The organism is Marinobacter sp. DSM 26671 (assembly GCF_900112835.1).
Classification (GTDB): domain Bacteria; phylum Pseudomonadota; class Gammaproteobacteria; order Pseudomonadales; family Oleiphilaceae; genus Marinobacter; species Marinobacter flavimaris.
Window position 1 is genome coordinate 1 of the sequence record NZ_FONF01000016.1, and the last position, 19,810, is coordinate 19,810.

Annotated in this window: 17 protein-coding genes; 15 read left to right on the forward strand and 2 right to left on the reverse strand. The window is 58.5% G+C overall.

All coding sequences use genetic code 11. The features are described from left to right. Positions 1–35 precede the first annotated feature (35 nt). The 7 genes from BM035_RS15975 to argH all read left to right on the forward strand — a co-directional run bounded on the left by BM035_RS15975 (position 36) and on the right by argH (position 5,502). Positions 36–443: a hypothetical protein gene (locus BM035_RS15975; RefSeq protein ID WP_217646357.1), complete on the forward strand. Its 408-nt coding sequence runs from the start codon at positions 36–38 to the stop codon at positions 441–443. A 127-nt stretch (positions 444–570) separates the two neighbouring features. Then, positions 571–1,260 carry a VIT1/CCC1 transporter family protein gene (locus BM035_RS15980; RefSeq protein WP_092033126.1) on the forward strand — a complete coding sequence of 230 codons (690 nt, stop codon included), beginning with the start codon at positions 571–573 and terminating at the stop codon, positions 1,258–1,260. Positions 1,261–1,370: 110 nt separating this feature from the next. Continuing rightward, on the forward strand, positions 1,371–2,117 hold the full coding sequence (locus BM035_RS15985) for a hypothetical protein (RefSeq protein ID WP_092033128.1): 747 nt from the start codon (positions 1,371–1,373) through the stop codon (positions 2,115–2,117). 76 nt (positions 2,118–2,193) lie between these two features. Further along, the gene (locus tag BM035_RS15990) at positions 2,194–2,586 is read left to right on the forward strand and encodes a VOC family protein (protein ID WP_092033131.1); all 393 of its coding nucleotides are present in this window, start codon (positions 2,194–2,196) and stop codon (positions 2,584–2,586) included. 81 nt (positions 2,587–2,667) lie between these two features. After that, positions 2,668–3,177 carry a GNAT family N-acetyltransferase gene (locus tag BM035_RS15995; RefSeq protein WP_092033133.1) on the forward strand — a complete coding sequence of 170 codons (510 nt, stop codon included), beginning with the start codon at positions 2,668–2,670 and terminating at the stop codon, positions 3,175–3,177. An 84-nt stretch (positions 3,178–3,261) separates the two neighbouring features. Beyond that, positions 3,262–3,738 (forward strand): hypothetical protein, encoded by a 477-nt coding sequence (locus BM035_RS16000; RefSeq protein ID WP_092033135.1) that lies wholly within the window; start codon positions 3,262–3,264, stop codon positions 3,736–3,738. A gap of 354 nt (positions 3,739–4,092) precedes the next feature. Beyond that, positions 4,093–5,502, forward strand: coding sequence for an argininosuccinate lyase (gene argH, locus BM035_RS16005; RefSeq protein ID WP_092033137.1), 1,410 nt, complete (start codon positions 4,093–4,095; stop codon positions 5,500–5,502). A 27-nt stretch (positions 5,503–5,529) separates the two neighbouring features. On the opposite strand, the gene BM035_RS16010 is transcribed toward argH, so the two are convergent. Beyond that, positions 5,530–7,974, reverse strand: a complete 2,445-nt coding sequence (locus BM035_RS16010) for an EAL domain-containing protein (protein WP_092033140.1) — start codon at positions 7,972–7,974, stop codon at positions 5,530–5,532. Positions 7,975–8,083: 109 nt separating this feature from the next. On the opposite strand from BM035_RS16010, the gene BM035_RS16015 reads away from it, so the two are divergent. The 7 genes from BM035_RS16015 to BM035_RS16045 all read left to right on the forward strand — a co-directional run bounded on the left by BM035_RS16015 (position 8,084) and on the right by BM035_RS16045 (position 16,677). Continuing rightward, positions 8,084–10,942, forward strand: a complete 2,859-nt coding sequence (locus BM035_RS16015) for a class I adenylate cyclase (RefSeq protein ID WP_092033143.1) — start codon at positions 8,084–8,086, stop codon at positions 10,940–10,942. 66 nt (positions 10,943–11,008) lie between these two features. Beyond that, the gene (gene lptM, locus BM035_RS16020) at positions 11,009–11,170 is read left to right on the forward strand and encodes an LPS translocon maturation chaperone LptM (protein WP_227497818.1); all 162 of its coding nucleotides are present in this window, start codon (positions 11,009–11,011) and stop codon (positions 11,168–11,170) included. Between the two features lie 41 nt (positions 11,171–11,211). Continuing rightward, the gene (gene lysA, locus BM035_RS16025) at positions 11,212–12,462 is read left to right on the forward strand and encodes a diaminopimelate decarboxylase (RefSeq protein ID WP_014575857.1); all 1,251 of its coding nucleotides are present in this window, start codon (positions 11,212–11,214) and stop codon (positions 12,460–12,462) included. A gap of 14 nt (positions 12,463–12,476) precedes the next feature. After that, entirely contained in the window at positions 12,477–13,391 is a 915-nt protein-coding gene (dapF, locus tag BM035_RS16030) for a diaminopimelate epimerase (RefSeq protein WP_008173211.1), read from the forward strand. A gap of 16 nt (positions 13,392–13,407) precedes the next feature. Beyond that, positions 13,408–14,154, forward strand: coding sequence for a DUF484 family protein (locus BM035_RS16035; RefSeq protein ID WP_053114167.1), 747 nt, complete (start codon positions 13,408–13,410; stop codon positions 14,152–14,154). A 28-nt stretch (positions 14,155–14,182) separates the two neighbouring features. Next, on the forward strand, positions 14,183–15,115 hold the full coding sequence (gene xerC, locus BM035_RS16040; RefSeq protein ID WP_062783982.1) for a tyrosine recombinase XerC: 933 nt from the start codon (positions 14,183–14,185) through the stop codon (positions 15,113–15,115). A 68-nt stretch (positions 15,116–15,183) separates the two neighbouring features. Continuing rightward, complete coding sequence (locus tag BM035_RS16045) at positions 15,184–16,677, forward strand: GGDEF domain-containing protein (protein WP_008173222.1); 1,494 nt, start codon at positions 15,184–15,186, stop codon at positions 16,675–16,677. On the opposite strand, the gene BM035_RS16050 is transcribed toward BM035_RS16045, so the two are convergent. Further along, positions 16,671–16,904: a DUF2789 domain-containing protein gene (locus tag BM035_RS16050; protein WP_008173223.1), complete on the reverse strand. Its 234-nt coding sequence runs from the start codon at positions 16,902–16,904 to the stop codon at positions 16,671–16,673. The genes BM035_RS16045 and BM035_RS16050 overlap by 7 nt on opposite strands. Before the next feature lie 96 nt (positions 16,905–17,000). Here BM035_RS16050 and BM035_RS16055 point away from each other — a divergent pair, with 96 nt between their 5' ends. Continuing rightward, a complete protein-coding gene (locus BM035_RS16055; protein ID WP_092033146.1) occupies positions 17,001–19,802 on the forward strand; it encodes an ATP-binding protein in 2,802 nt (933 codons plus the stop codon). The last annotated feature ends 8 nt before the right edge of the window (positions 19,803–19,810 follow it).

A 19,810-nucleotide genomic window follows, 5' to 3' on the forward strand; every position in this document is an offset into this window, starting at 1 on the left:
CGGTGCGTTTGCTATTTGGGGTACGGTGGTAAATTTTGATTAACAAGCCGCGTAAGGCGGACGTCCCTGACGGGCCGCCGCTTCGCTCAGCGTTATGCAGGATGATGAACTGGCCAATCGCTAAAAAATTATCAGGTGGAGCGCTGACATTGATCGGTTTGGCAGTGTTGGCAGATATCTTCGTCGCAGTATTCATCGGGCGTGGTGCGCTGACCGCTGAATCTGTTGGTTGCTATATTACTGATGCAATGGTGATTGGTTTTCACTGTCAGGGGTTTTGGGCATCTGACATTGTGTCGGTCTGGCTCAACCTTCCAGCGTGGGCGGTCTACGGGTTAATGTTTGCACCCTATAGCTTCAAAGCGGCAGTTCTGGCTACTTTGGTATGGCTGCCGCTAATCGTTTTCATTGTGGCGTCTCGCAAGGTGGCTCAGCGTGCATAACAAGGCGCAGCAGTTCGCGGCCGATGGCCGCCGGACGCCCTTTACGTGGCTCCTTCGTCGCCACTCCAAGGCCGCCGCTGTGCTTCGGCGTTAGGCGCTACTGCCCACCTTTATATTTGGACTTCGCATGAAGCATTCTGAACGGCACAGAACAAAACGGATCGGATGGCTGCGTGCTGCAGTTCTTGGTGCAAACGACGGGATTGTATCTACTGCAAGCCTGGTCCTGGGTGTGGCGGCGGCAGGGGCGGACTCCAAGGCTGTGTTGGTTGCAGGCGTTGCTGGTCTAGTTGCTGGCGCTATGTCTATGGCAGCAGGTGAGTACGTGTCAGTCAGCTCTCAAGCCGACACCGAGGGGGCCGATCTTGCTAGAGAGAAGGCCGAGCTGGCTGATGCGCCTGAACAAGAGCATGCGGAGCTTGCCGCGATCTACGTCAGGCGCGGGTTAGACCGAGCCCTCGCAGACACAGTAGCAAGTCAACTGATGAAACAGGATGCGCTGGGCGCGCATGCCCGCGATGAACTTGGCATTTCAGAAGTCTCTACTGCCCGTCCAATCCAGGCTGCATTTGCATCGGCAGGCACATTTTCGGTAGGTGCGGCCCTTCCCCTATGCGTCGTCCTGTTGTTTCCAGCGTCGTTGCTTATGTGGGCCGTCCCCGGCAGTTCACTGCTTTTCCTTGCCTTGCTCGGCTCATTGTCAGCGAAAGTCGGCGGCGCTCCTGTTCTTCAGGCTGCCTCTCGGGTTACGTTTTGGGGGGCATTGGCAATGGCTTTGACGGCTGGGGTCGGTGCGCTTTTCGGGGTGGCCGTATGATGTGCTGGCGGTGCATTTTCTCGCCTAACAGGGCGCTGCTGTCGGACAAATTTGCCGCTGCGCTCCAAATTTGCCGCAGAGCGCGGCGTTACACGGAGGAATCAAATTAGATGTGGGAGAAATATCGCCCTGAAATTCTCGGCGTACTGGTCGCGGGGCTTGTGCTCAACCTTTGGTACCTTTCCTCTCTAGCGGTTGATGAAAGCATCATTCCAAAGTCCTACACTTTTGTGATTGATGCCGTGAGTATAATTGCAGCAGCTTTTTTTGGTTCCTACTCAGCTTTTCTTCTTAATCAAAAAAGAGAGGAAGAAAAAGAACAGTTGAGGCGAATTAATGCCGTCAACGGAGCTCTTTTCGTAATCGTGCGGCAGGCAAATGCTTTGCTGAATCTTATAAAGGGATTTGACGACTGGAAGGACAAGAAAACTGCCTTCTACGAGATGCCTGCTAGTTACCCATCCGAGTACCGTGATCTCAGGTTGGATTTAAGTGAAATCGATTTTCTATTACGCGAGAGCGATCCAAATCTTCTCTTTCAGCTTTCTGTCGAGCAGGAGCGGTTTGAAGCGGCGATCACATCAGTAAGGCTGAGGACAGAGTTTCATTTTAACGAGCTTCAACCAGCACTGGATGCGTCTGGTTTTGATGACGACGATGCCTCGCTCGAAGATCTAATTAGAATCGTTGGAGACAGAATAGCTATCACTGCCTACAAATCCACGGAAAACGTCTTTAGTCACGTGTATCAGACCTACGATTCTTTGGTCGAAGCTATAGATGAGCTTCATTCAGAGGCCGTTAGGTTATATCCAGGAATTGAATTCATTAAGTTCCAGCCTGGGTATAAGGTGTAACAAAGCACGTAAGGCGGACGCGTGAGACGCGCCGCTTCGTTTTCGCGTTAGCTGTCACAGGAGAACTATTTAGACCATGTCAAATTCACCATCAGTTCGCGACGTAAAAGTCTTCGTCCCGTCAAAGGACATTGCAGTATCACTGCGTTTTTATGAAGCCGTGGGATGGCGATGCAATTGGCGCGTGGAAGGGCTGGCTGAGATCGAGTTGGCAGGCAAACGCCTATACCTTCAAGATTTCTATGCAAAGGAGTGGGCTGAAAATTTCATGATTTACATTGATGTGGACGATGCCGATGCATGGTATGTGCATCTAAATCGCATCGTAGAGTCGGGCGAATTCGAGAACATTCGTGTCAAACCTCCGCAGATTGAATCCTATGGTGCAATAGTCACGTACGCATATGATCCCTGCGGCGTACTTTTGCATTTTGCCCAGCCCTTTTCAGAGAAAGATCAAGGCAGCTAACAAGTGCAGCCAGTCGAAGATGTAGCTGGGCAACTGGTGAGTTGCGCTAGCTGTAAAATCATAAGCATAAAGAATAGATTGATGAAAATACCTGTTGAAACAAAACGTTTCGTTATACGAAGATTTGAAGAACGTGACTTACAAAGCTTTTTGGAATTCATGTTGAATGAAGAGTCAACGAAATACTTAATGTTTGAGGCTGAACAAAAAACCGAAGATGGAGCAAGAGCACTCTTTGACTATGTGCGCGATGCATACGATTCAAATGAGCCTATTCACTCCTATGCAATAGCTGAAAAAGAAAACAATAGATATGTCGGCTCTTGCGGCTATGCGCCTTATGATGATGGAATAGTCGAATGCTACTACAGCGTAAACAATGACGAAGTTGGTAAAGGAATAGCAACTGAAGTCACTTCAGCTTTGGCCAAACTGTTATCCTCTGAAGTAGAAGTCCGTGCTTATTGCCATCCAGAAAACTATGCGGCTCAAGTAGTTGCGAAGAAATCTGGGTTTAAACCAAAAGGTGTCCAGAGTCACAAATATTTTGGAAATTTTGGCGAGCTATTTATATATGAACGTAACAGCTAACAAGGCGCTGCACCGGACGGCAATTCCGCTGCGCTCCATTGTCGCAGGTGAGCTTGGTCGTTAAACGAAAACACAGGAGGTCACATGCAACGGATCGCATCGAAAGTTACTCTGTTTTTTCTATTTTTGATCCCCAGTATTGCTCTTGCCGAAAACTTGGCTCCTGAGGACTATCTCGCTAATAAACCGCTGGTATTGGAGGTTCGGTACTGTCAGTGCCTGGCCACCAAAACCGATGGCGCACTCTCCGACCTGTTGCCAAGTTTTCTCAGGGAATCCAGTCTTTTAAAGGTTAGTGTGTCGAGCGAGGATAAAGGCTTTGCTTCTTCGGGTGATTTGTCCATCGGTTATGAACTCAAGTCAGTCGCAGGCTCGCCCCGCCAATTTCTGTTCAACTATTCTGGAAGTTATACAACGAGAAATGGGAGCAGTGCAGGCAACGGCGAGATGCTGCTCGTTCAGGGGCAATGGGTCAGCCTTTTCGGGTCGCGGCATGACAACGGAACCGGGTCGCAGTACAGCAATGTTGCGGTGCGGCTGGCTAATTCAAGTGGTTCCTGATGGTAGGTTTTAACCAGTCAATTAAGTTCGTTCCGGCCTTCGGCCTCCACAGGACGTCCCTGTCGGGCCGCCGCTTATTTCAGCGTTACCCCTAGTCTGAATGTTCGCTTTGCGACCTTTACGAACGATTTTAGGCTTTAGGAAAATTTTCCCCATGCCGAGTTCGAACAGCAACCACCCAAGATATGTTTGGCAACCCCCAGCCGTCCTACGATATTTAGCGCGATTCCAGAATCTTGAAGCGTTACAATGAGGACAAAATTACCCGAAAAATAGCAAAAAGTGTCACTTTTACAATTCCACGTGAAAACAGACGCTTAAGCAAAAGTTACATGTTACTATAGGACTAAAACCATGACGGATCAGAAAAAGTCTGACCAGACCACAAGCTCTGAAAAACCCTGGGGCGGGCGCTTCAGTGAACCCACCGATGCCTTTGTTGAAAAATTTACTGCATCTGTGGGATTTGACCAGCGCCTGTACCATCACGACATCACCGGTTCCATTGCCCATGCCACCATGCTGGCCGAGGTTGGCGTGCTTACCGCCGACGAGCGGGACCAGATCATTGAGGGCCTGAAAGGCGTCAAGGCAGACATCGAGGCCGGCAACTTCCAGTGGTCGGTCAGCCTTGAAGACGTGCACATGAACATTGAAGCACGCCTCACCGACCGTATCGGTATTACGGGCAAGAAGCTGCACACCGGCCGAAGCCGCAACGATCAGGTAGCCACCGATATCCGTCTGTACCTGCGGGACGAGATCGACGTGATTGCCGAGGAACTGAATCGCCTGAAATCTGGCCTGCTGGATCTCGCCGAGCGCGAGGCGGACACCATCATGCCCGGCTTCACCCATCTGCAGACTGCCCAGCCGGTGACCTTCGGGCACCACTTGCTGGCCTGGTACGAGATGCTGGTTCGGGATGCCGAGCGTCTGCAGGATTGCCGCAAGCGGGTGAACGTAATGCCCCTGGGCGCAGCGGCCCTGGCAGGCACTACCTATCCCATTGATCGGGCAATGACCGCCCGACTGCTGGGCTTCGACCGGCCCACCGAGAACAGCCTGGACTCTGTCAGCGACCGGGATTTTGCCATCGAGTTCTGCAGCTTTGCGGCACTGCTGATGACGCATCTTTCCAGATTCAGCGAGGAGCTTGTGCTATGGACCTCCGCCCAGTTCGACTTCATTGATCTGCCGGACCGGTTCTGCACCGGCTCGTCCATCATGCCCCAGAAAAAGAACCCCGACGTGCCGGAACTGGTCCGGGGCAAGACCGGTCGTGTCAATGGCCACCTGATCAGCCTGCTGACCCTGATGAAAAGCCAGCCGCTGGCCTACAACAAGGACAACCAGGAAGACAAGGAACCACTGTTCGACACGGTCGATACCATCAAGGGCTGCCTGAAAGCCTACGCCGACATGATTCCGGCCATTCGCTCCAAGGCCGATAACATGAGAGTGGCAGCCAAGCGCGGTTTCTCGACCGCTACCGATCTGGCGGATTACCTGGTCAAGAAAGGCGTGCCTTTCCGGGACGCCCACGAGATCGTGGGCAAGTCCGTGGCGTTCGGTGTGGCTGAAGGTCGTGACCTGTCTGATATGACCCTCGAAGAGCTGCAGCAGTTCTCCGATCATATCGGCGCCGATGTTTTCGATGTGCTGACCCTGGAAGGTTCGGTCCAGGCCCGTGATCATCTCGGCGGCACGGCGCCGGATCAGGTGCGTGCGGCGGTCGGTCGGGCCCGCAACCAGCTGGGCTGAGCCGGCGCACTCAGCGGGGCGAAACGGTTAACCGCCGATTCGCCCCGTAGCGAGGTCTACCGCCGCCGGCGTGAGTTCGTCCAGTGGCTCAGGTCGGCATAGCCGGTAGCCCTGTCCGTAGTGAATGCCCAGAGTCCGTACCTTGCGAAGGGCATCGTCGCTTTCGATAAACGTGGCCACCGTCACTTTGCCGGCGGCCTCGGCAATCCGGTGCAGTGCTTCCAGCATCACCTGCTGCACCGGGTCTTCCTCCAGCTGCTGAACCATTCTCCGGTCCAGTTTGATGATATCCACGGGTAATCTCGCCGCCAGGCTGTAGCTTTCCACCGATGCGCCGGCACCGTCCAGGGCGACGCGGAAGCCTGCCCGATGCAGGGCGTCGCAAAGCACGGCCACGTCGTCGGGATACTGGGTGGCGTGGGCCTCACGGATTTCCAGGCAGAAACAGTCCGGGGCAAACGGGGATTGGTTCAGGGCATCGGCCATGAAGTCGGCGAAGGTGTCATCCAACACAGTTGCCAGTGACAGGTTAAATCCACAGTACTTCAATCGGGGTTCCAGCAAGGGCTGGTTACCGAGCCATTCCAGGGTTTGCCGGATCACCTGGCGATCCAGGCGCTTTGCCAGGTCAAACCGTTCCGCAATGGGCAGGAAATCGTCGGGCAGGAGTGTCGTCTCATCATCCGACGTTGTTGGAATCCGACAGAGGATTTCGATGTGATCGCCCCAGGTGGGGCTGGCCACCGGCCTCATGGCCTGGTATTTCAGAATCAGCGACTGTTTGTCCAGCGCGTCGCGGATCTGCTCGACCCGTTTGCTGGCCACTGAATCGTCCGTCTGGTTGGCAATGGCCCTGGCCGCGTGAACCCGGTTGCGTCCGGAGGTTTTGGCGGTGTGGCACAGGTCCGCAGCCTGGCCCAGAAGCTGCTCCGGATCCGCAGGGACGTCGTTGTCCAGAATCAACAGGCCGCCCGATGCGGTGGTCTGGAGGCTGTGACCCTGCCAGTCGAAGACAAAGTCGCCGATCAAATCAAGGGTTTCCTGGGCAATCTTGCGGGCCCGCGCTTCCGGGCAGTTCTCGATCAGAAGGGCGAAGGTGTCGCCAGCGAGGCGGGCGAGGGCGTCACGCTGCCGGACGCGCACGCCGAGGTTGCCGGCCAGCTCCCTGAGGTAGCGGTCACAGGTGCCGCTGCCAGCAAGATCGTTAAAGCGTTCGAATTCATCCAGATCCAGGTAGAGCAGGCTGTCGCAGGATTCCCGATGGGTTTTCTGCTCCAGGGTTCTTAATACCCGAGCGATGAATGCCTTTCTGTTCATCAGGCCGGTAACCGGATCGTGACGTATCCGGTATTCCTCACTGGAGGCGTGATTCAGCCTGGGCTCAATGCGACGGGCCACGTGCACCGCGCCGGTGATTTCGCCCTGGTCGTTGGTCAGGCGCTGGTAATGGAACTCATGCACTGGTAGCTGGCGCGACTGCTGGGCCATGGGCATCTCGACCACGAAGTTGTCACGTTCGAAAGCCCGGTGCCAGAGCCGTTCCATCAGCCTGCGTTCGTTCGGGAACTCCTGAAGCAGGTCGCTCAGGTTGTCGCCTGCCTCCGGGCGCCCGCCAAAGGTTTCAGCAAACTGTCTGGCCCAGGCGTCATTGAAGTGGAGCAGGTTGAACGAGAGATCGACTGCCACAACCAGATCGGAGGTGGCGCTGGTGACCGCTGCGAGCATGGTGTTTGCGTGCTGGCGAGCCCTGTCGAGTTTCATATCGGCGGTCCGGTCTACCAGGGTGCCGCCGAGCCCGGTAATCCGGCCGCCCTGTTTCAGGGCCCGACAACTGAGGGTCACCCGCCGATGGTTCTGTTGCGAGGTAACAATATCGAGATTGAGGGAAAATGCGTCTCCGGTTCGGAGGCAACGGCGGAACATGGCCCGGACCCTGGCCTGGCCGGTCTGGCAGTAGAAAAGCGCCTGTTCGGGCGTGATTTCGGCGCCCGGTCTCAGCTCAAGAAGCTGGAACATTCCCTCGGTCCAGGTCATTTCATTCGTGCGGGTGTCCAGTTCCCAGATCCCGAAACCGGCAATGCTCTCCGCTGCTCGCAACAGGCGGGAATCCCTGCTTGAGCTGTCGCACAGGGCAATCGTGGCACTCGCCGCCTTGTCGGAATCCCGAACGTCGAGTCGCAGGCTCAGGCAGGCGGTGTAGAAGAAACCTTCCTTGTGCCGGAAGGTCACCAGGACGTTCTGGCCACGCTCGATCCGGTGGCGGTTTGCCGGTGCAAAAGGATCATCCTGGCGAGATGCCAGGATCCGGTGCACCGGTTGGCCTTCCAGTTCACTACTCTCATAACCGAGCACTGCCTCGGCCTGGTGGTCAGCGAACAGTACTTTTCCTTCATCGTCGATGCGTAAAACGGTCTGGCGCCCGGAGGTCGCGGACTGGTCCGAACGGTAGCGGCGAATGATGAATTCTTTCACAGCGGGTAAGCCTCGCGTGTCCTGCAGCTTTTATTTTTTTAAAGGTTTTGCCACGATGCCGACATCATACTCATACTGATGCTGAAAAGAACCTCTCTGCGGAGCCGCCTTGACCGCCCACGTTGCCCCGATTTCCCTCGACTTTGAGGAGGGAATAGATCGCAAGACCCTCCGTCGCCTGAGGGACCGGTTTCTGCTGGTCAATCAGCAGCGCTGGGACCGTGCCCATTCTGCGTTGTCCTATCGCCAGCAGATGGTGCTGGAAATTCTGCCGCTGGTGTTTCATCTCAACCATCCGGCCCTGCCCGGTTACCTGGACAGCGATTGCCCCTATGGCCTGAGCAACTATCAGCCGTCACCGGCCACCATCAATGCGGCTCGTCGACTGGCCCGGACTTTTTCGCTGAAGGATGAAGGCAAGCGCAAACCGGATCTGGACGCCATGTTCCTGATGGGCAGCCCGGGAACCCTTGGCCATTCCGTGGCCAGTGACCTCGACGTCTGGCTCTGTCACCGCAGTGACCTGCCCGAGCGGGGCATCCGCTGTCTTGAGCGCAAAGCCGAGAAGCTGGCCCGCTGGGCGGAATCTTTCGGTGTCGAACTGCACGTATTCGTCTTCTGTGCTTCGGATTGGCGTGCCGGTCGGCAACGGGTAGAGGTGACCGGCGAGAACTGTGGCAGCGCCCAGCATTTCCTGCTGCTGGACGAGTTCTATCGGACCAGCATCCATCTGGCCGGTGCCTGGCCCATGTGGTGGCTGATTCCTGCGGAGCGGGAGGAAACCTACGATGACTGCATGCGCAAGCTGGTAGATTACCGGTTTGTGCGCGCCGAGGACTATATCGATTTTGGCCCGGTGCCGGCGATTCCGGAGGAAGAATTTCTTGGTGCGGGCGTCTGGCAGTTGTACAAGGGGATTGATGCGCCCTGGAAGTCGATTCTGAAACTCCTTCTGATCGAATGTTATGCGCGGACCACCGGTGAGGCTCTGTTGTCCAGCCAGTTCAAGCGGGCCGTTTTCCGCGGCGAAACCGATGCCGACCGTCTGGACCCTTACGTCATGCTCTACAATCGGCTGGAGGGCTGGCTGACCGGGCCGGAAGTGGCGTCGAGGCTGGACCTGATTCGCCGGAGCCTGTATCTGAAAGCCGGTTTGCCACTGACACGGTCCGAGGTCTCCGGTGAGCAGTGGCGTGCCCGCCTGCTGCGCCAGCTGGTGACAGGTTGGGGCTGGAGTGAAAACACGCTGGCGGAGCTGGATGATCGTCAACGCTGGCGGGCAGAGGATGTCACCACCCTGCGTCGCACCATCGTCAACGAATTGACCCACGGTTACCGCCTGCTGTCGAAAATGGCCAGGGAGCATGGCCAACGCGCCGCCATCAGCGCCAACGATATCAATCTCCTCGGCCGCAAGCTTTATGCCGCGTTTCAGCGCAAGGCGGGCAAGATCGAGCAGATCAATCCCGGGCTGGCCCCGTCGCTGGCGGAGGAAAACCTGGCATTTCATCATCAGTCGGAGCAGGGCGGCGACGCCGACGGCTGGCTGCTTTACCGGGACCTCGAAGACCCGGCAGACGCTTTCTGGCAGCCGGTTATCCGTCGCTCCGGCAATCTGGCGGAACTGATGGTCTGGTGCTATTGCAACGGTCTGCTGACCCGCTCGACTCGGCTGAATGTGCGGTCGGGCAACAGTATTGCGTCCGTCAGCGAGTTGCGTGAAATGCTTGATGCCCTGTCTGCGTTCCTGCCATTTCCGATTGCCCCGGCGGAACGGGAAGCGTTGTCCCGGGGCGTCCGGCCATTGAGGAATCTGCTGTTGGTGAACGTCGGCATTGACCCTCAGGCCCACCTCACGGAAAAGGGCCTTCACAAGCTCAGTTCCCGGCACGATTCCCTGGGCTTTAGCGGCGGGCGGGAGAATCTGGTCATCAGCATCGACCAGATTACCTTCAACAGCTGGCATGAAGTCAGTCTCCAGCATTACGCAGCGGGCGATACACTGATCCAGTGCCTGAAGAATGTTCTCGCCTCGGTGGCAGCCAATCCCGACGAATTGCCGGCCGTTCAGGTTCACTGCCACAACCGTGGTCATGGCTCTGCCATTGCCCGCCGGGTTCAGGAGCTGTTTGCCGATGTCCTCCGGCCCTTTTTTGCCGGAGGTACCGGCCCGCATCCGCTGCGCTATGTGATTGAAATGGATCGTCGCTACTTCCTGCTCCAGTTCAACGGCCTGGAACCGGGGTTTGTGGCACTCGACAGCTTTGAGGCGCTGATGGAGCATCTGGCGCTGCCCCAGGAGCGGTACCTGCCGGTGGTGTTCGATCGTTACGCGTTGCAGGACGAGCCGGCCTTGCGGGCGGTTTGCCTGGCCAGCGAACCGGACAACATCCAGGTGTTTTATCGTATTCTCGGCGATCAGGCCCGGCTCTGGGTCGTTGACGAACTGGGTTCTGTGTTCAGCTGGGAACAGGCGGTGACCAGTCGACGGCATTTGCTGGTGCCGGTACTGCGTTTCCTGGATAACCTGATCGAGCGGCGATTGCTGCGCCATACCGATTCCGCCGGCGTTGTGGCCGGCGTCCAGTGCTACGAGATTGTCCGGCGGGACGGGGCCTGGCGGGCCGAGTACCGGCCGGAGTCGGATTCGGGAGTGCCTCTGCCCGGATTTGAGGTGCAGGCCGTGGGCATCCACGAGGGCGACAGTCGCCTGCGCTTTGACATTTTCTGTGGTGACCAGGAATTCAGCGTCCAGGAGTACGGCGACCAGTTGATTCCGGCAGTGGCCCACTACATCCGCTCCCTCCGACATAGCGATGAGGTCTACCCGGTGTACCTGACCGATATCCACCTGCCCCACGACCTCGACCCCCGGGTGTATCAGCAGGATATCCAGACCAGCCAATACCTGTATTACCGGTCTGTGCTGGAAGATTCCCTGAACCGCCACCTCGCGAGGACTCGCTGACCTCGCGGCCCGGGGCGGGTGTCAGGTATACTGCGCCCATAGTGAACTCAGGGGTAGGTAGCCGATATGCGAGCGTGGACTCTGTCGATCATGACGTTGATGCTGGCTCTGGTTGTGAGCGGTTGCGGTCAGAAAGGTCCGTTGTACCGTGACAGTCAGGCCGCTTCGATAACGTCCGGGCCGGATTCGGCCCAGGAGCAGCCCGATCGCGAAGAAACCCGCGACTAGCGCCATGGCCTCCCGGCCCCGTTAAACGAATCAGGAAACTCATGGATCATTTCAACTACCGCGACGGCGAGCTGTACGCCGAGGATATCCCTGTCTCTGCCATTGCCGATCGTTTTGGCACACCGGCCTACGTGTATTCGCGCGCCACGCTTGAGCGACATTACCGGGCCTATGATGACGCTCTTCGGGATCACCCGCACCTGGTGTGCTACGCCGTTAAAGCCAATAGCAATCTGGCGGTGCTGAACGTTCTCGCGCGGCTCGGTGCCGGCTTTGATATCGTGTCGGCCGGTGAGCTGGAGCGGGTACTGCGGGCCGGTGGTGATCCGTCGCGGGTGGTCTTCTCCGGCGTTGGCAAGCAGGAATGGGAAATGAAGCGGGCCCTTGAAGTGGGCGTGCGCTGCTTCAACGTCGAATCCGATACCGAACTGGACAGGCTCAATGCGGTGGCGGGAGAACTCGGCGTAAAGGCGCCGATCTCTCTGCGGGTGAACCCGGATGTTGATGCCGGTACCCATCCCTATATTTCCACGGGTCTGAAAGAGAACAAGTTCGGGATTGATATTGCCGAAGCGTCGCAGGTCTATGCCCGTGCGGCAGGTATGCCGAATCTCGACGTGAAGGGTGTGGATTGTCACATCGGCTCACAGCTGACGAGCGTGTCACCGTTCCTCGACGCACTGGACCGAGTGCTGGCCCTGATTGATTCCCTGGCGGACCAGGGCATCCACATTCATCACCTGGATATGGGCGGTGGCCTGGGCGTCACCTACAACCAGGAGCAGCCACCACAGCCGTCGGATTACGTGAAAGCGCTGGCCGAGCGCCTGGGTGACCGCAAACTGGAGCTGATTCTGGAGCCCGGCCGATCCATTGCCGCCAACGCTGGCATCCTGGTTACCAGAGTCGAATTCCTGAAGTGCACCGAGCACCGGAATTTTGCCATCATTGATGCCGCCATGAATGATCTGATCCGGCCGGCCCTGTACAGCGCCTGGCAGGCGATTATCCCGGTCAAGCCACACCAGGATGGTGAGGAAAAGGCCTGGGATCTGGTTGGTCCGGTCTGTGAAACCGGCGATTTCCTGGGCAAGGACCGTCACCTGCGCCTGCAGGCCGGGGATCTGCTGGCGGTTCGCTCTGCGGGAGCCTATGGCTTTGTCATGAGCTCAAACTACAACACGCGGAACCGGCCGCCGGAACTCATGGTCGATGGCGACCAGGTGCATGTGGTCCGCCGCCGTGAAACTCTCGAAGACCAGCTCGCACCCGAGAGCTGCCTTCCGGAATGAGCGGGAGCGAGGAGATGACACAGCAACGCCGGACCCAGGGCCCCATGCTTCGATTCACCAAGATGCATGGGCTGGGTAATGATTTTATGGTGGTGGATGCCATCAGCCAGCCTTTTCGTCTGCGCCCCGAGATGATCCGCGAACTGGCCAACAGGAATTTCGGAATTGGCTTCGATCAGTTGCTGGTGGTGGAGCCGCCCGGGCTGCCGGATGTCGATTTCCGCTACCGCATTTTCAATGCGGACGGGTCCGAGGTGGAGCAGTGCGGCAACGGTGCCCGCTGCTTCGCCCGGTTTGTCCGGGACCAGCGACTGACCAACAAAAAGGTCATCCGCGTCCAGACCGCCAAGGGCGTGATCGAGCTCCGTGTCGGCCGGGAAGGCATGGTGATGGTCAATATGGGCGTGCCCGAGTTCAATCCGCCGGCCATTCCGTTCGCCGCCGACCGTCGAAAGGATGTCTACACCGTGGATGTGGACGGCCAGACAGTGGAACTGAGCGCCTTGTCCATGGGTAACCCCCATGGTGTGCTGCTGGTTGAGGATGTAGACCAGGCGCCGGTGGAAACGCTGGGGCCCAAGCTCGAGCGGCATCCCCGCTTCCCGGCACGGGCCAACATCGGGTTTCTCCAGATTCTGGATCGTACCCATGTCCGCCTGCGGGTGTTTGAGCGTGGCTCGGGCGAGACCCTCGCCTGCGGTAGTGGTGCCTGTGCCGCCGTGGTGGCCGGCTGCCTGCGAGGCCTGCTGGATGCCCGCGTGGAAGTGGAATTGCGGGGTGGCCCTCTGGTCATTGAATGGCAGGGTGAAGGGACCCCTGTTATGATGGAAGGGCCTGCAACCAGCGTATTTGAGGGGCAGTTGAGGCTGCCGGGTGATTCTGGTGGTCGTCGACGCAGGAGCGCTCGCCCCCATAAACAACGATCCTGACAGCCAGGAGTACTCCATGACAGAACAAACGGCCCGCCAGAAGGCCGGTGAGCTCACCCGGGAAGAGGTGGCGGATTACCTGCGCGCCAACCCCGATTTCTTCATCGACCAGGACGAGCTGCTGCGCAGCCTGACCCTGCCCCACGACAGTGGCCGGGCCATTTCGCTGGTCGAACGCCAGGTGCATCTGTTCCGGGAGCAGCGGGACACCCTGCGCAGGGAGTTGGTAGAGCTTGTATCCATCGCCCGCCATAACGACCGGTTGTTCGAGAAGAGCAAGCGTTTGCTGATGCAGGTGATTGAAGCGCGGACGCTCAACGATATGGCTGCTGCCATTGATGACAGTATCCGTGGTGATTTCGGTCTCGACGCCGCTTCCGTGTTGTTGTTTACCGATGTTGAGCTGCCTGAGGCCTCTCAAGGCGCCCTGCATGTGGTCAGTCCTTCTGCGGCCCGTGAGCGCCTGGGCAGCCTGCTGGAAGGTGAGCGTGCCGTGTGCGGCCAGTTCCGGGAGAGCGAACGGGAGTTTCTGTTCCCGGACCGTGAAGAACCCATTGCCTCGGTCGCCCTGGTGCCGCTGAGGCATGACGAGCTGGCGGGCGTGTTTGCGGTCGGTAGCTGCCAGCCCGGCTATTTCGACCAGAGCATGGGTTCCCTGTTCCTGAGCTACATCAGCGACACACTCAGCCGCCTGCTGCCGCCCATGGTGCAGCGCCACACAGCGGCTGCTCCGGTCACCGACATGGCGACGGAGTCCCGCTAACGTGTCAGAAGCCCCGGAGAGTCCGGCAGTGCCCAATGAGCTGACCGGGCCGCTGGCGGAATTTATCCGGCACCTGGCTTCTGAGAAACGCCATTCTCCAAGAACCTGCGACAGCTACCAGCGCGACCTGCTGCGTCTGGCGGACTGGCTGGGCCGCAGTGGATTCGTTGCCTGGCAACGGGTGACCAACCACGACCTGCGCCGCTACGTCGCGACGCTCAGCCGGGAGGGGTTGTCAGGCCGGAGCATTGCCAGACATCTCTCGGCGACCCGCCGTTTCTACCAGTTCCTGCTCAGGGAGAAGCTGGCATCGGATAATCCGGCGCTGGATATCCGGGCCCCCAAGAGTGGCCGCCGTCTGCCTCGCGTTGCAGATGTGGATCAACTGAATCATCTACTGGACGGACAGCCGGACGATCCCCTGGAAGTGCGGGATCTATGTATGTTCGAGCTGATGTATTCTTCCGGGCTGCGGCTGGCGGAGCTGGCAAGCCTGGATCTGGATACCGTCGATCTGCGCAGTGGTGAGGTTCGCGTGATGGGTAAGGGTGGCAAGGAACGGCTGCTGCCCGTCGGACGAAAAGCCATTGCAGCCATACAGGCCTGGCTACCGTACAGAGCGGCGCTGGCCAATGACGGTGAGGCTGCTCTGTTCGTCAGCCAGCGGGGCGAACGACTCAGCCACCGAAGTATCCAGGCCCGCCTGAGCCGCTGGGGAATCAGCCGCGGTGCCGACCAGAAGCTCCATCCGCACCTGCTGCGACACTCGTTTGCCAGCCACATGCTTGAATCCAGTGGTGACCTTCGTGCCGTACAGGAACTTCTGGGCCATGCCGACATTGCCACGACCCAGGTCTATACTCATCTTGATTTTCAACATTTGGCCCGGGTTTATGACCAGAGTCACCCCAGAGCACGACGCGATCGGTATCATGGTAAAACCAGTGACGAGAGTTCCTGAGACCAGCAAGGGTCATCCAGGGGTTTTTCACACATCAACAGTACAGCAAGGATAGGCGGGAGCGCTCCATGGCATCGGATCAGTCCTGGAAGGAAAAATACCTTCAGGAACTCGAGTCTGCAGACAATCGGGAAAAGCAGTGGAAGGCGGAGCGGAATACCCTTGAACGCATGCTGGTGCGCACCAGTCTCGCCTCCGAAGGCCAGACCCCGGAGCTGGATCGGTTGCTGGCTCGCATCCGGAAGGACCTGCGGAAGAACCGGGTAGATGTGGACGCCTGGAAGGACTTGCAGGATCAGATTGATCGCCAGGTCGCCTTGCTCGATGAGCGCCAGTCGGCCAACGACAGGAAGCCTTCCTTTTTCTCCCGTCTGGCGCGAGAGCCAGAGCAAGAGTCCCAGCAACAGCAGCAACAGGTCAGCGCGGAACCTTTACCGGAAAGCAGCGAGCAGCCTGAGTCCCTCCCGGGCAATGAACAGGATATCGAGGACAACGTCCAGCGGTTGCGCATTGCCCGCCGTGTGGGCCAGCTGTTGGGTCAGATGCTTACCCAGGTCTCCCTTGAGCCCGCCGCCGAGGCCCGGGCACGGGCGCTGCAGCAATCTCTGCTTGCCAGTAACGACTGGAACGAATTGCGCGAAGGCCTGAACCATGTGGCTGAGCTGGTCATCGCTGCGGTTACCCGGAGCAAGCGAGAATTCGAAGCCTTTCTCAAACGCCTTGATGAACGTCTGGAGCTGTTGAAAGAACACTTCTCGGCCCAGTCCTCGGCCCAGTGCGGCCGACTGGATGCCTCAGAGCACCTTGATCGCGAGATCCGCGAGGAAATTGAGCGGGTCGGGCAACGTTTGCAGGAGAGCGATGACCTTCAGGACCTAAAACAGTCGGTCAGTCGCCATCTTGAGTCCATTGGTCAGGCGGTAGGCCGTTTCCGTACCCAGGAATCCGAGCGCGAGCGTGCGCTCTCCGAGCAGCTTGAGGCCATGCAGGAGAAAGTGGCGGCCATGGAGGCCCACTCCGAGCAGATGCAGGAACAGGTCCGTAAGGAGCGGCTCCGGGCCATGACTGACCTGCTTACCGAGTTGCCCAATCGTGAAGCCTGGCAGGAGCGACTGTCATTCGAGTACAACCGCTGGCAACGCTACAGCCATCCGTTGACCATCGGTGTGCTGGATATCGATCTTTTCAAACGGATCAACGACTCCTATGGTCACAAGGCCGGCGACAGGGTGCTGCAGCTGGTTGCGAGGGAATTCAGGGATCGCTTGCGCACCACGGATTTTGTGGCTCGTTTTGGCGGCGAGGAATTCGTGGTGTTGTTCCCGGAAACCGAACCTTCAGACGCGCGAGCAGTGGTGGACAAGTTGCGGGAACATGTCGGCAAGCTGCCGTTCCACTTCCGCGGCGAGCCGGTGACTGTGACCTTCTCAGCCGGCCTCGCGGGATTCATTGCCGGCGACACCGAGGAGTCGGTGTTTGACCGGGCCGACCGGGCCCTCTATCAGGCCAAGGACGCCGGCCGGGACCAGGTGATGATCAGCGATAGTGCCGACGTTCAGTGACGCATCATTGCGTCCAGCTCGTCGATCACCTCCGCCCAGTCGCTGTCTTCCTCCAGGCCTTCTTCCAGGAAGTGAGACTGGCTTTCGGACCAGATGGGAGCATCCTGGATGGCAACTTCGCTCGGCAGGGGCGAGTACCTGGCGACAAAATCCTCAATGCTTTTGGCGTCGGACGCCAGGCCTAGTTGCTCGAACAGAGTACTGAGGGTGTGTTTGCTGGTGTCCATGGACATTCGTCTCCCGTTGGCCGTTTGCCTGAATGAAATCAATGGCGTTTGCAGGTATTGTTCCCTGAAATGTAGCGGAACCCTTAAGGATATCCAGTGAAGGTTACCCTTGCCTTTCTACTATGCTGCCTGTTGGCGCTGTTTCAATCCCCCCTGCGGGCGGAACCGCCGCAAGCATCGCCGGCCCCCGTGCTAGGCAAAGAGGAACTGACCTGGCTGGAAGGGCAGGACCGGTTTCGTATCGGTCTTCGCAGCGATCAGGTGCCGCTGGTTTTCGATACCGGCAATGGCGTGCTTGCGGGCACCTACATTGACTACCTTGCCCGGCTCTCCGACAAACTGGGCGTCGCCATGGAACCCATCGTCCTGGAAACCGGGCAGGATAACGGCCCGGTCAGGAGTGAGCTGGCAACCGACGCGGTTCTGACCACCAGAATGCCGGGGATGCCGGTGGTGCCCGGCAAGCGTTTCACCGATCCCCTGATGTCTCTTACCTATGGCGTGTTCGTCAGCGCCGGCGATGCGGCCATCCGGACCCTTGCCGATCTTGAGGGCAGCCGGATTGCAGTTATTGCCGGTGACCCCAACCAGTATCCCATGCTGGACCCCGTCGAGGAGTTTACGCCGGTGCCGGTCAGCAACGTCAGCGAAGCCGTCGGCCAGATTCTTTCGGGGCAGGCCGATGCGTTTCTGGCGCCGGTGCCCGTGGTGTCCGATTACCTTCAGTCGGCGATGGTAAATGGTATCGGTCTGTCGGTACTGCTCGATAACAGCCCGGTAGATGTGGTGTTGCGGGTGGATACCGATCGGGACCTGCTTTACCAGGTGCTGAACAAGGCCATTGCCGCAATCGGCCATAACGAGCACCGCACCATCCGCCAGTCATGGCTGCAGGCCGATCAGCCGTCCCTCGAACGAAGTGGCCTGGAGTTGTCCGGGTCGGATATGGAGTGGCTCAAACAGCATCCGGATCTGAAAGTCGCGTTTCGCGCGGACTGGCCGCCGTTTGAATACACCCAGGACGGCCGGCCCACCGGCCTGGTTCCGGATTTGCTGACCCGGCTGGAAACCGAGCTGAACGTGCGGTTTACGCGCTCTGTCGCTGGAAGCCGCATGGATGCTGAAGAGAAGCTGCGTTCGGGCGAGGTGGATATTCTTCCCGGGTTGTCCCGGACGCCGCGCACCGAAGAGGCCTTTCTGTTTACCCGGGCCTATCTGACCGTGCCCATCGCCCTTGCCATCCGGGACGACGGTCGCTTTATCGGCGATCTCCGGGAACTCCGCACGGAACGGGTGGGTGTGGTGAACCGGCATGCGGCCCACGATTACCTGTTGATCAATCATCCGAACCTGGATCTTTACCCGATGGATACGGTGGAGGAGGGGCTTCTGGCGCTATCCAACGGCGACCTGGATGTCATGGTTACCCATATACCGGCGGTCAGCTACACAGTCGCCCGGCTGGGACTGTCGAACCTAAGGATTACCAGCATCACTCCCTACCAGTACGACCTGCGACTGGCCGTACGCAAGGACAACCCTGAGCTGCACCGGGTGCTGAACAAGGCGCTGGGCAGCCTCGAAGCCAGCGAGACAGAATCCATCTACAACAGGTGGATTCATCTGGATATCGAGCAGGAGACCGATTACACCGTGGTGCGGCGGGTGGTGCTGATCGCCATCCTGGTCGTGCTGATTTTCCTGTACTGGAACCGCAAGTTGTCGCGGGAGGTGGATGAGCGTATCCGTTCGGAGAATGCCCTGCGCCGGAGCGAAGACGAGTTGCGGGCTGCCAAGCTCGAAGCCGAGAGGTTGGCCCGGGAGGCGGAGGCCGCCAGCCTGGCCAAGAGTGAGTTCCTGGCCAATATGTCCCACGAAATACGAACGCCGATGAACGCGGTGATCGGCTATAGCGATCTGCTCAGCAACAGTGTTACCGACCCGCAGCAGCGCAATTACCTGGACGCCATCCGGGCGGGAAGTCGAAGTCTGCTGATGCTGATCAACGACATTCTGGACCTGTCCCGAATCGAGGCGGGGAAAATGCGGTTGGACTATTCCGCCGTATCGGTCCGTCGTCTCCTGGATGATGTTCGCCACATTTTCGATCTGCGGGCCCGGGAGCAGGGCATAACCCTGGAAGTGAGTGTCGACTCGCGAATGCCCGGCGCCATGATGCTGGATGAAACCCGTCTTCGGCAGGTTCTGTTCAACCTGGTCGGCAACGCCATCAAGTTCACCCACGACGGTGGTGTCACAGTTCGGGCAACCGCGAAGCCGCTCAAGAAGCGGTCGGCAGAAGCGGAACAGAACCCGGAAGCGCCGGAACGCCAGTATTACAAGTTGATCGTCACGGTCAGCGATAGCGGTATCGGTATCCCGCCGGATCAGGTGGAGCGTATTTTCGATGCCTTTGAGCAGCAGGAGGGGCAGAATACGCGGCGCTATGGTGGAACCGGTCTCGGGTTGGCCATCAGCCGGAAGCTGGCCCGTATGATGGGCGGTGAGCTGGAAGTTGAGAGTGAGCAAGGTTCCGGTTCGGTCTTTACGGTGACCTTGCCCCGGGTTGAGGCGACGGTGGAACAGGCGGAAGACGAGGGCGTTCCCAAGGAATCCGACCGGCTGCTGGCCCAGACTCTCAGCATGCAGGAGCGGGGCTGGCTCAGGGAACAGCTCGCGGCGGATTTCGGTGACGAGTGGGAAGCTGTGAGAGAGAGTGGCGATCCGGAGCAGATGAAAGACTTTGCACGCCGGGTGCTGGCCTGGGGCCAGCGATTCCGGTCACGTTCCGTTACCCGTTACGGGGAGAAGCTGCTTGCGGATGTCGAGGCATTCAACCTGGACGCGGTCAACAGTGCTCTTGAGGCTTTCCCGAAGTTGCTCGGCCGCGAAGAGTAAGAGCCGGG

Bases quoted from the DNA above. Each gene is read 5' to 3' on its own strand.
- BM035_RS16045 (WP_008173222.1), top strand. From the start codon at position 15,184: ATGGCATCGGATCAGTCCTGGAAGGAAAAATACCTTCAGGAACTCGAG.
- argH (WP_092033137.1), top strand. From the start codon at position 4,093: ATGACGGATCAGAAAAAGTCTGACCAGACCACAAGCTCTGAAAAACCC.
- BM035_RS15980 (WP_092033126.1), top strand. From the start codon at position 571: ATGAAGCATTCTGAACGGCACAGAACAAAACGGATCGGATGGCTGCGT.
- BM035_RS16035 (WP_053114167.1), top strand. From the start codon at position 13,408: ATGACAGAACAAACGGCCCGCCAGAAGGCCGGTGAGCTCACCCGGGAA.
- BM035_RS15995 (WP_092033133.1), top strand. From the start codon at position 2,668: ATGAAAATACCTGTTGAAACAAAACGTTTCGTTATACGAAGATTTGAA.
- lysA (WP_014575857.1), top strand. From the start codon at position 11,212: ATGGATCATTTCAACTACCGCGACGGCGAGCTGTACGCCGAGGATATC.
- dapF (WP_008173211.1), top strand. From the start codon at position 12,477: ATGACACAGCAACGCCGGACCCAGGGCCCCATGCTTCGATTCACCAAG.
- BM035_RS15985 (WP_092033128.1), top strand. From the start codon at position 1,371: ATGTGGGAGAAATATCGCCCTGAAATTCTCGGCGTACTGGTCGCGGGG.
- lptM (WP_227497818.1), top strand. From the start codon at position 11,009: ATGCGAGCGTGGACTCTGTCGATCATGACGTTGATGCTGGCTCTGGTT.
- BM035_RS16000 (WP_092033135.1), top strand. From the start codon at position 3,262: ATGCAACGGATCGCATCGAAAGTTACTCTGTTTTTTCTATTTTTGATC.
- BM035_RS15990 (WP_092033131.1), top strand. From the start codon at position 2,194: ATGTCAAATTCACCATCAGTTCGCGACGTAAAAGTCTTCGTCCCGTCA.
- BM035_RS16050 (WP_008173223.1), bottom strand. From the start codon at position 16,904: ATGGACACCAGCAAACACACCCTCAGTACTCTGTTCGAGCAACTAGGC.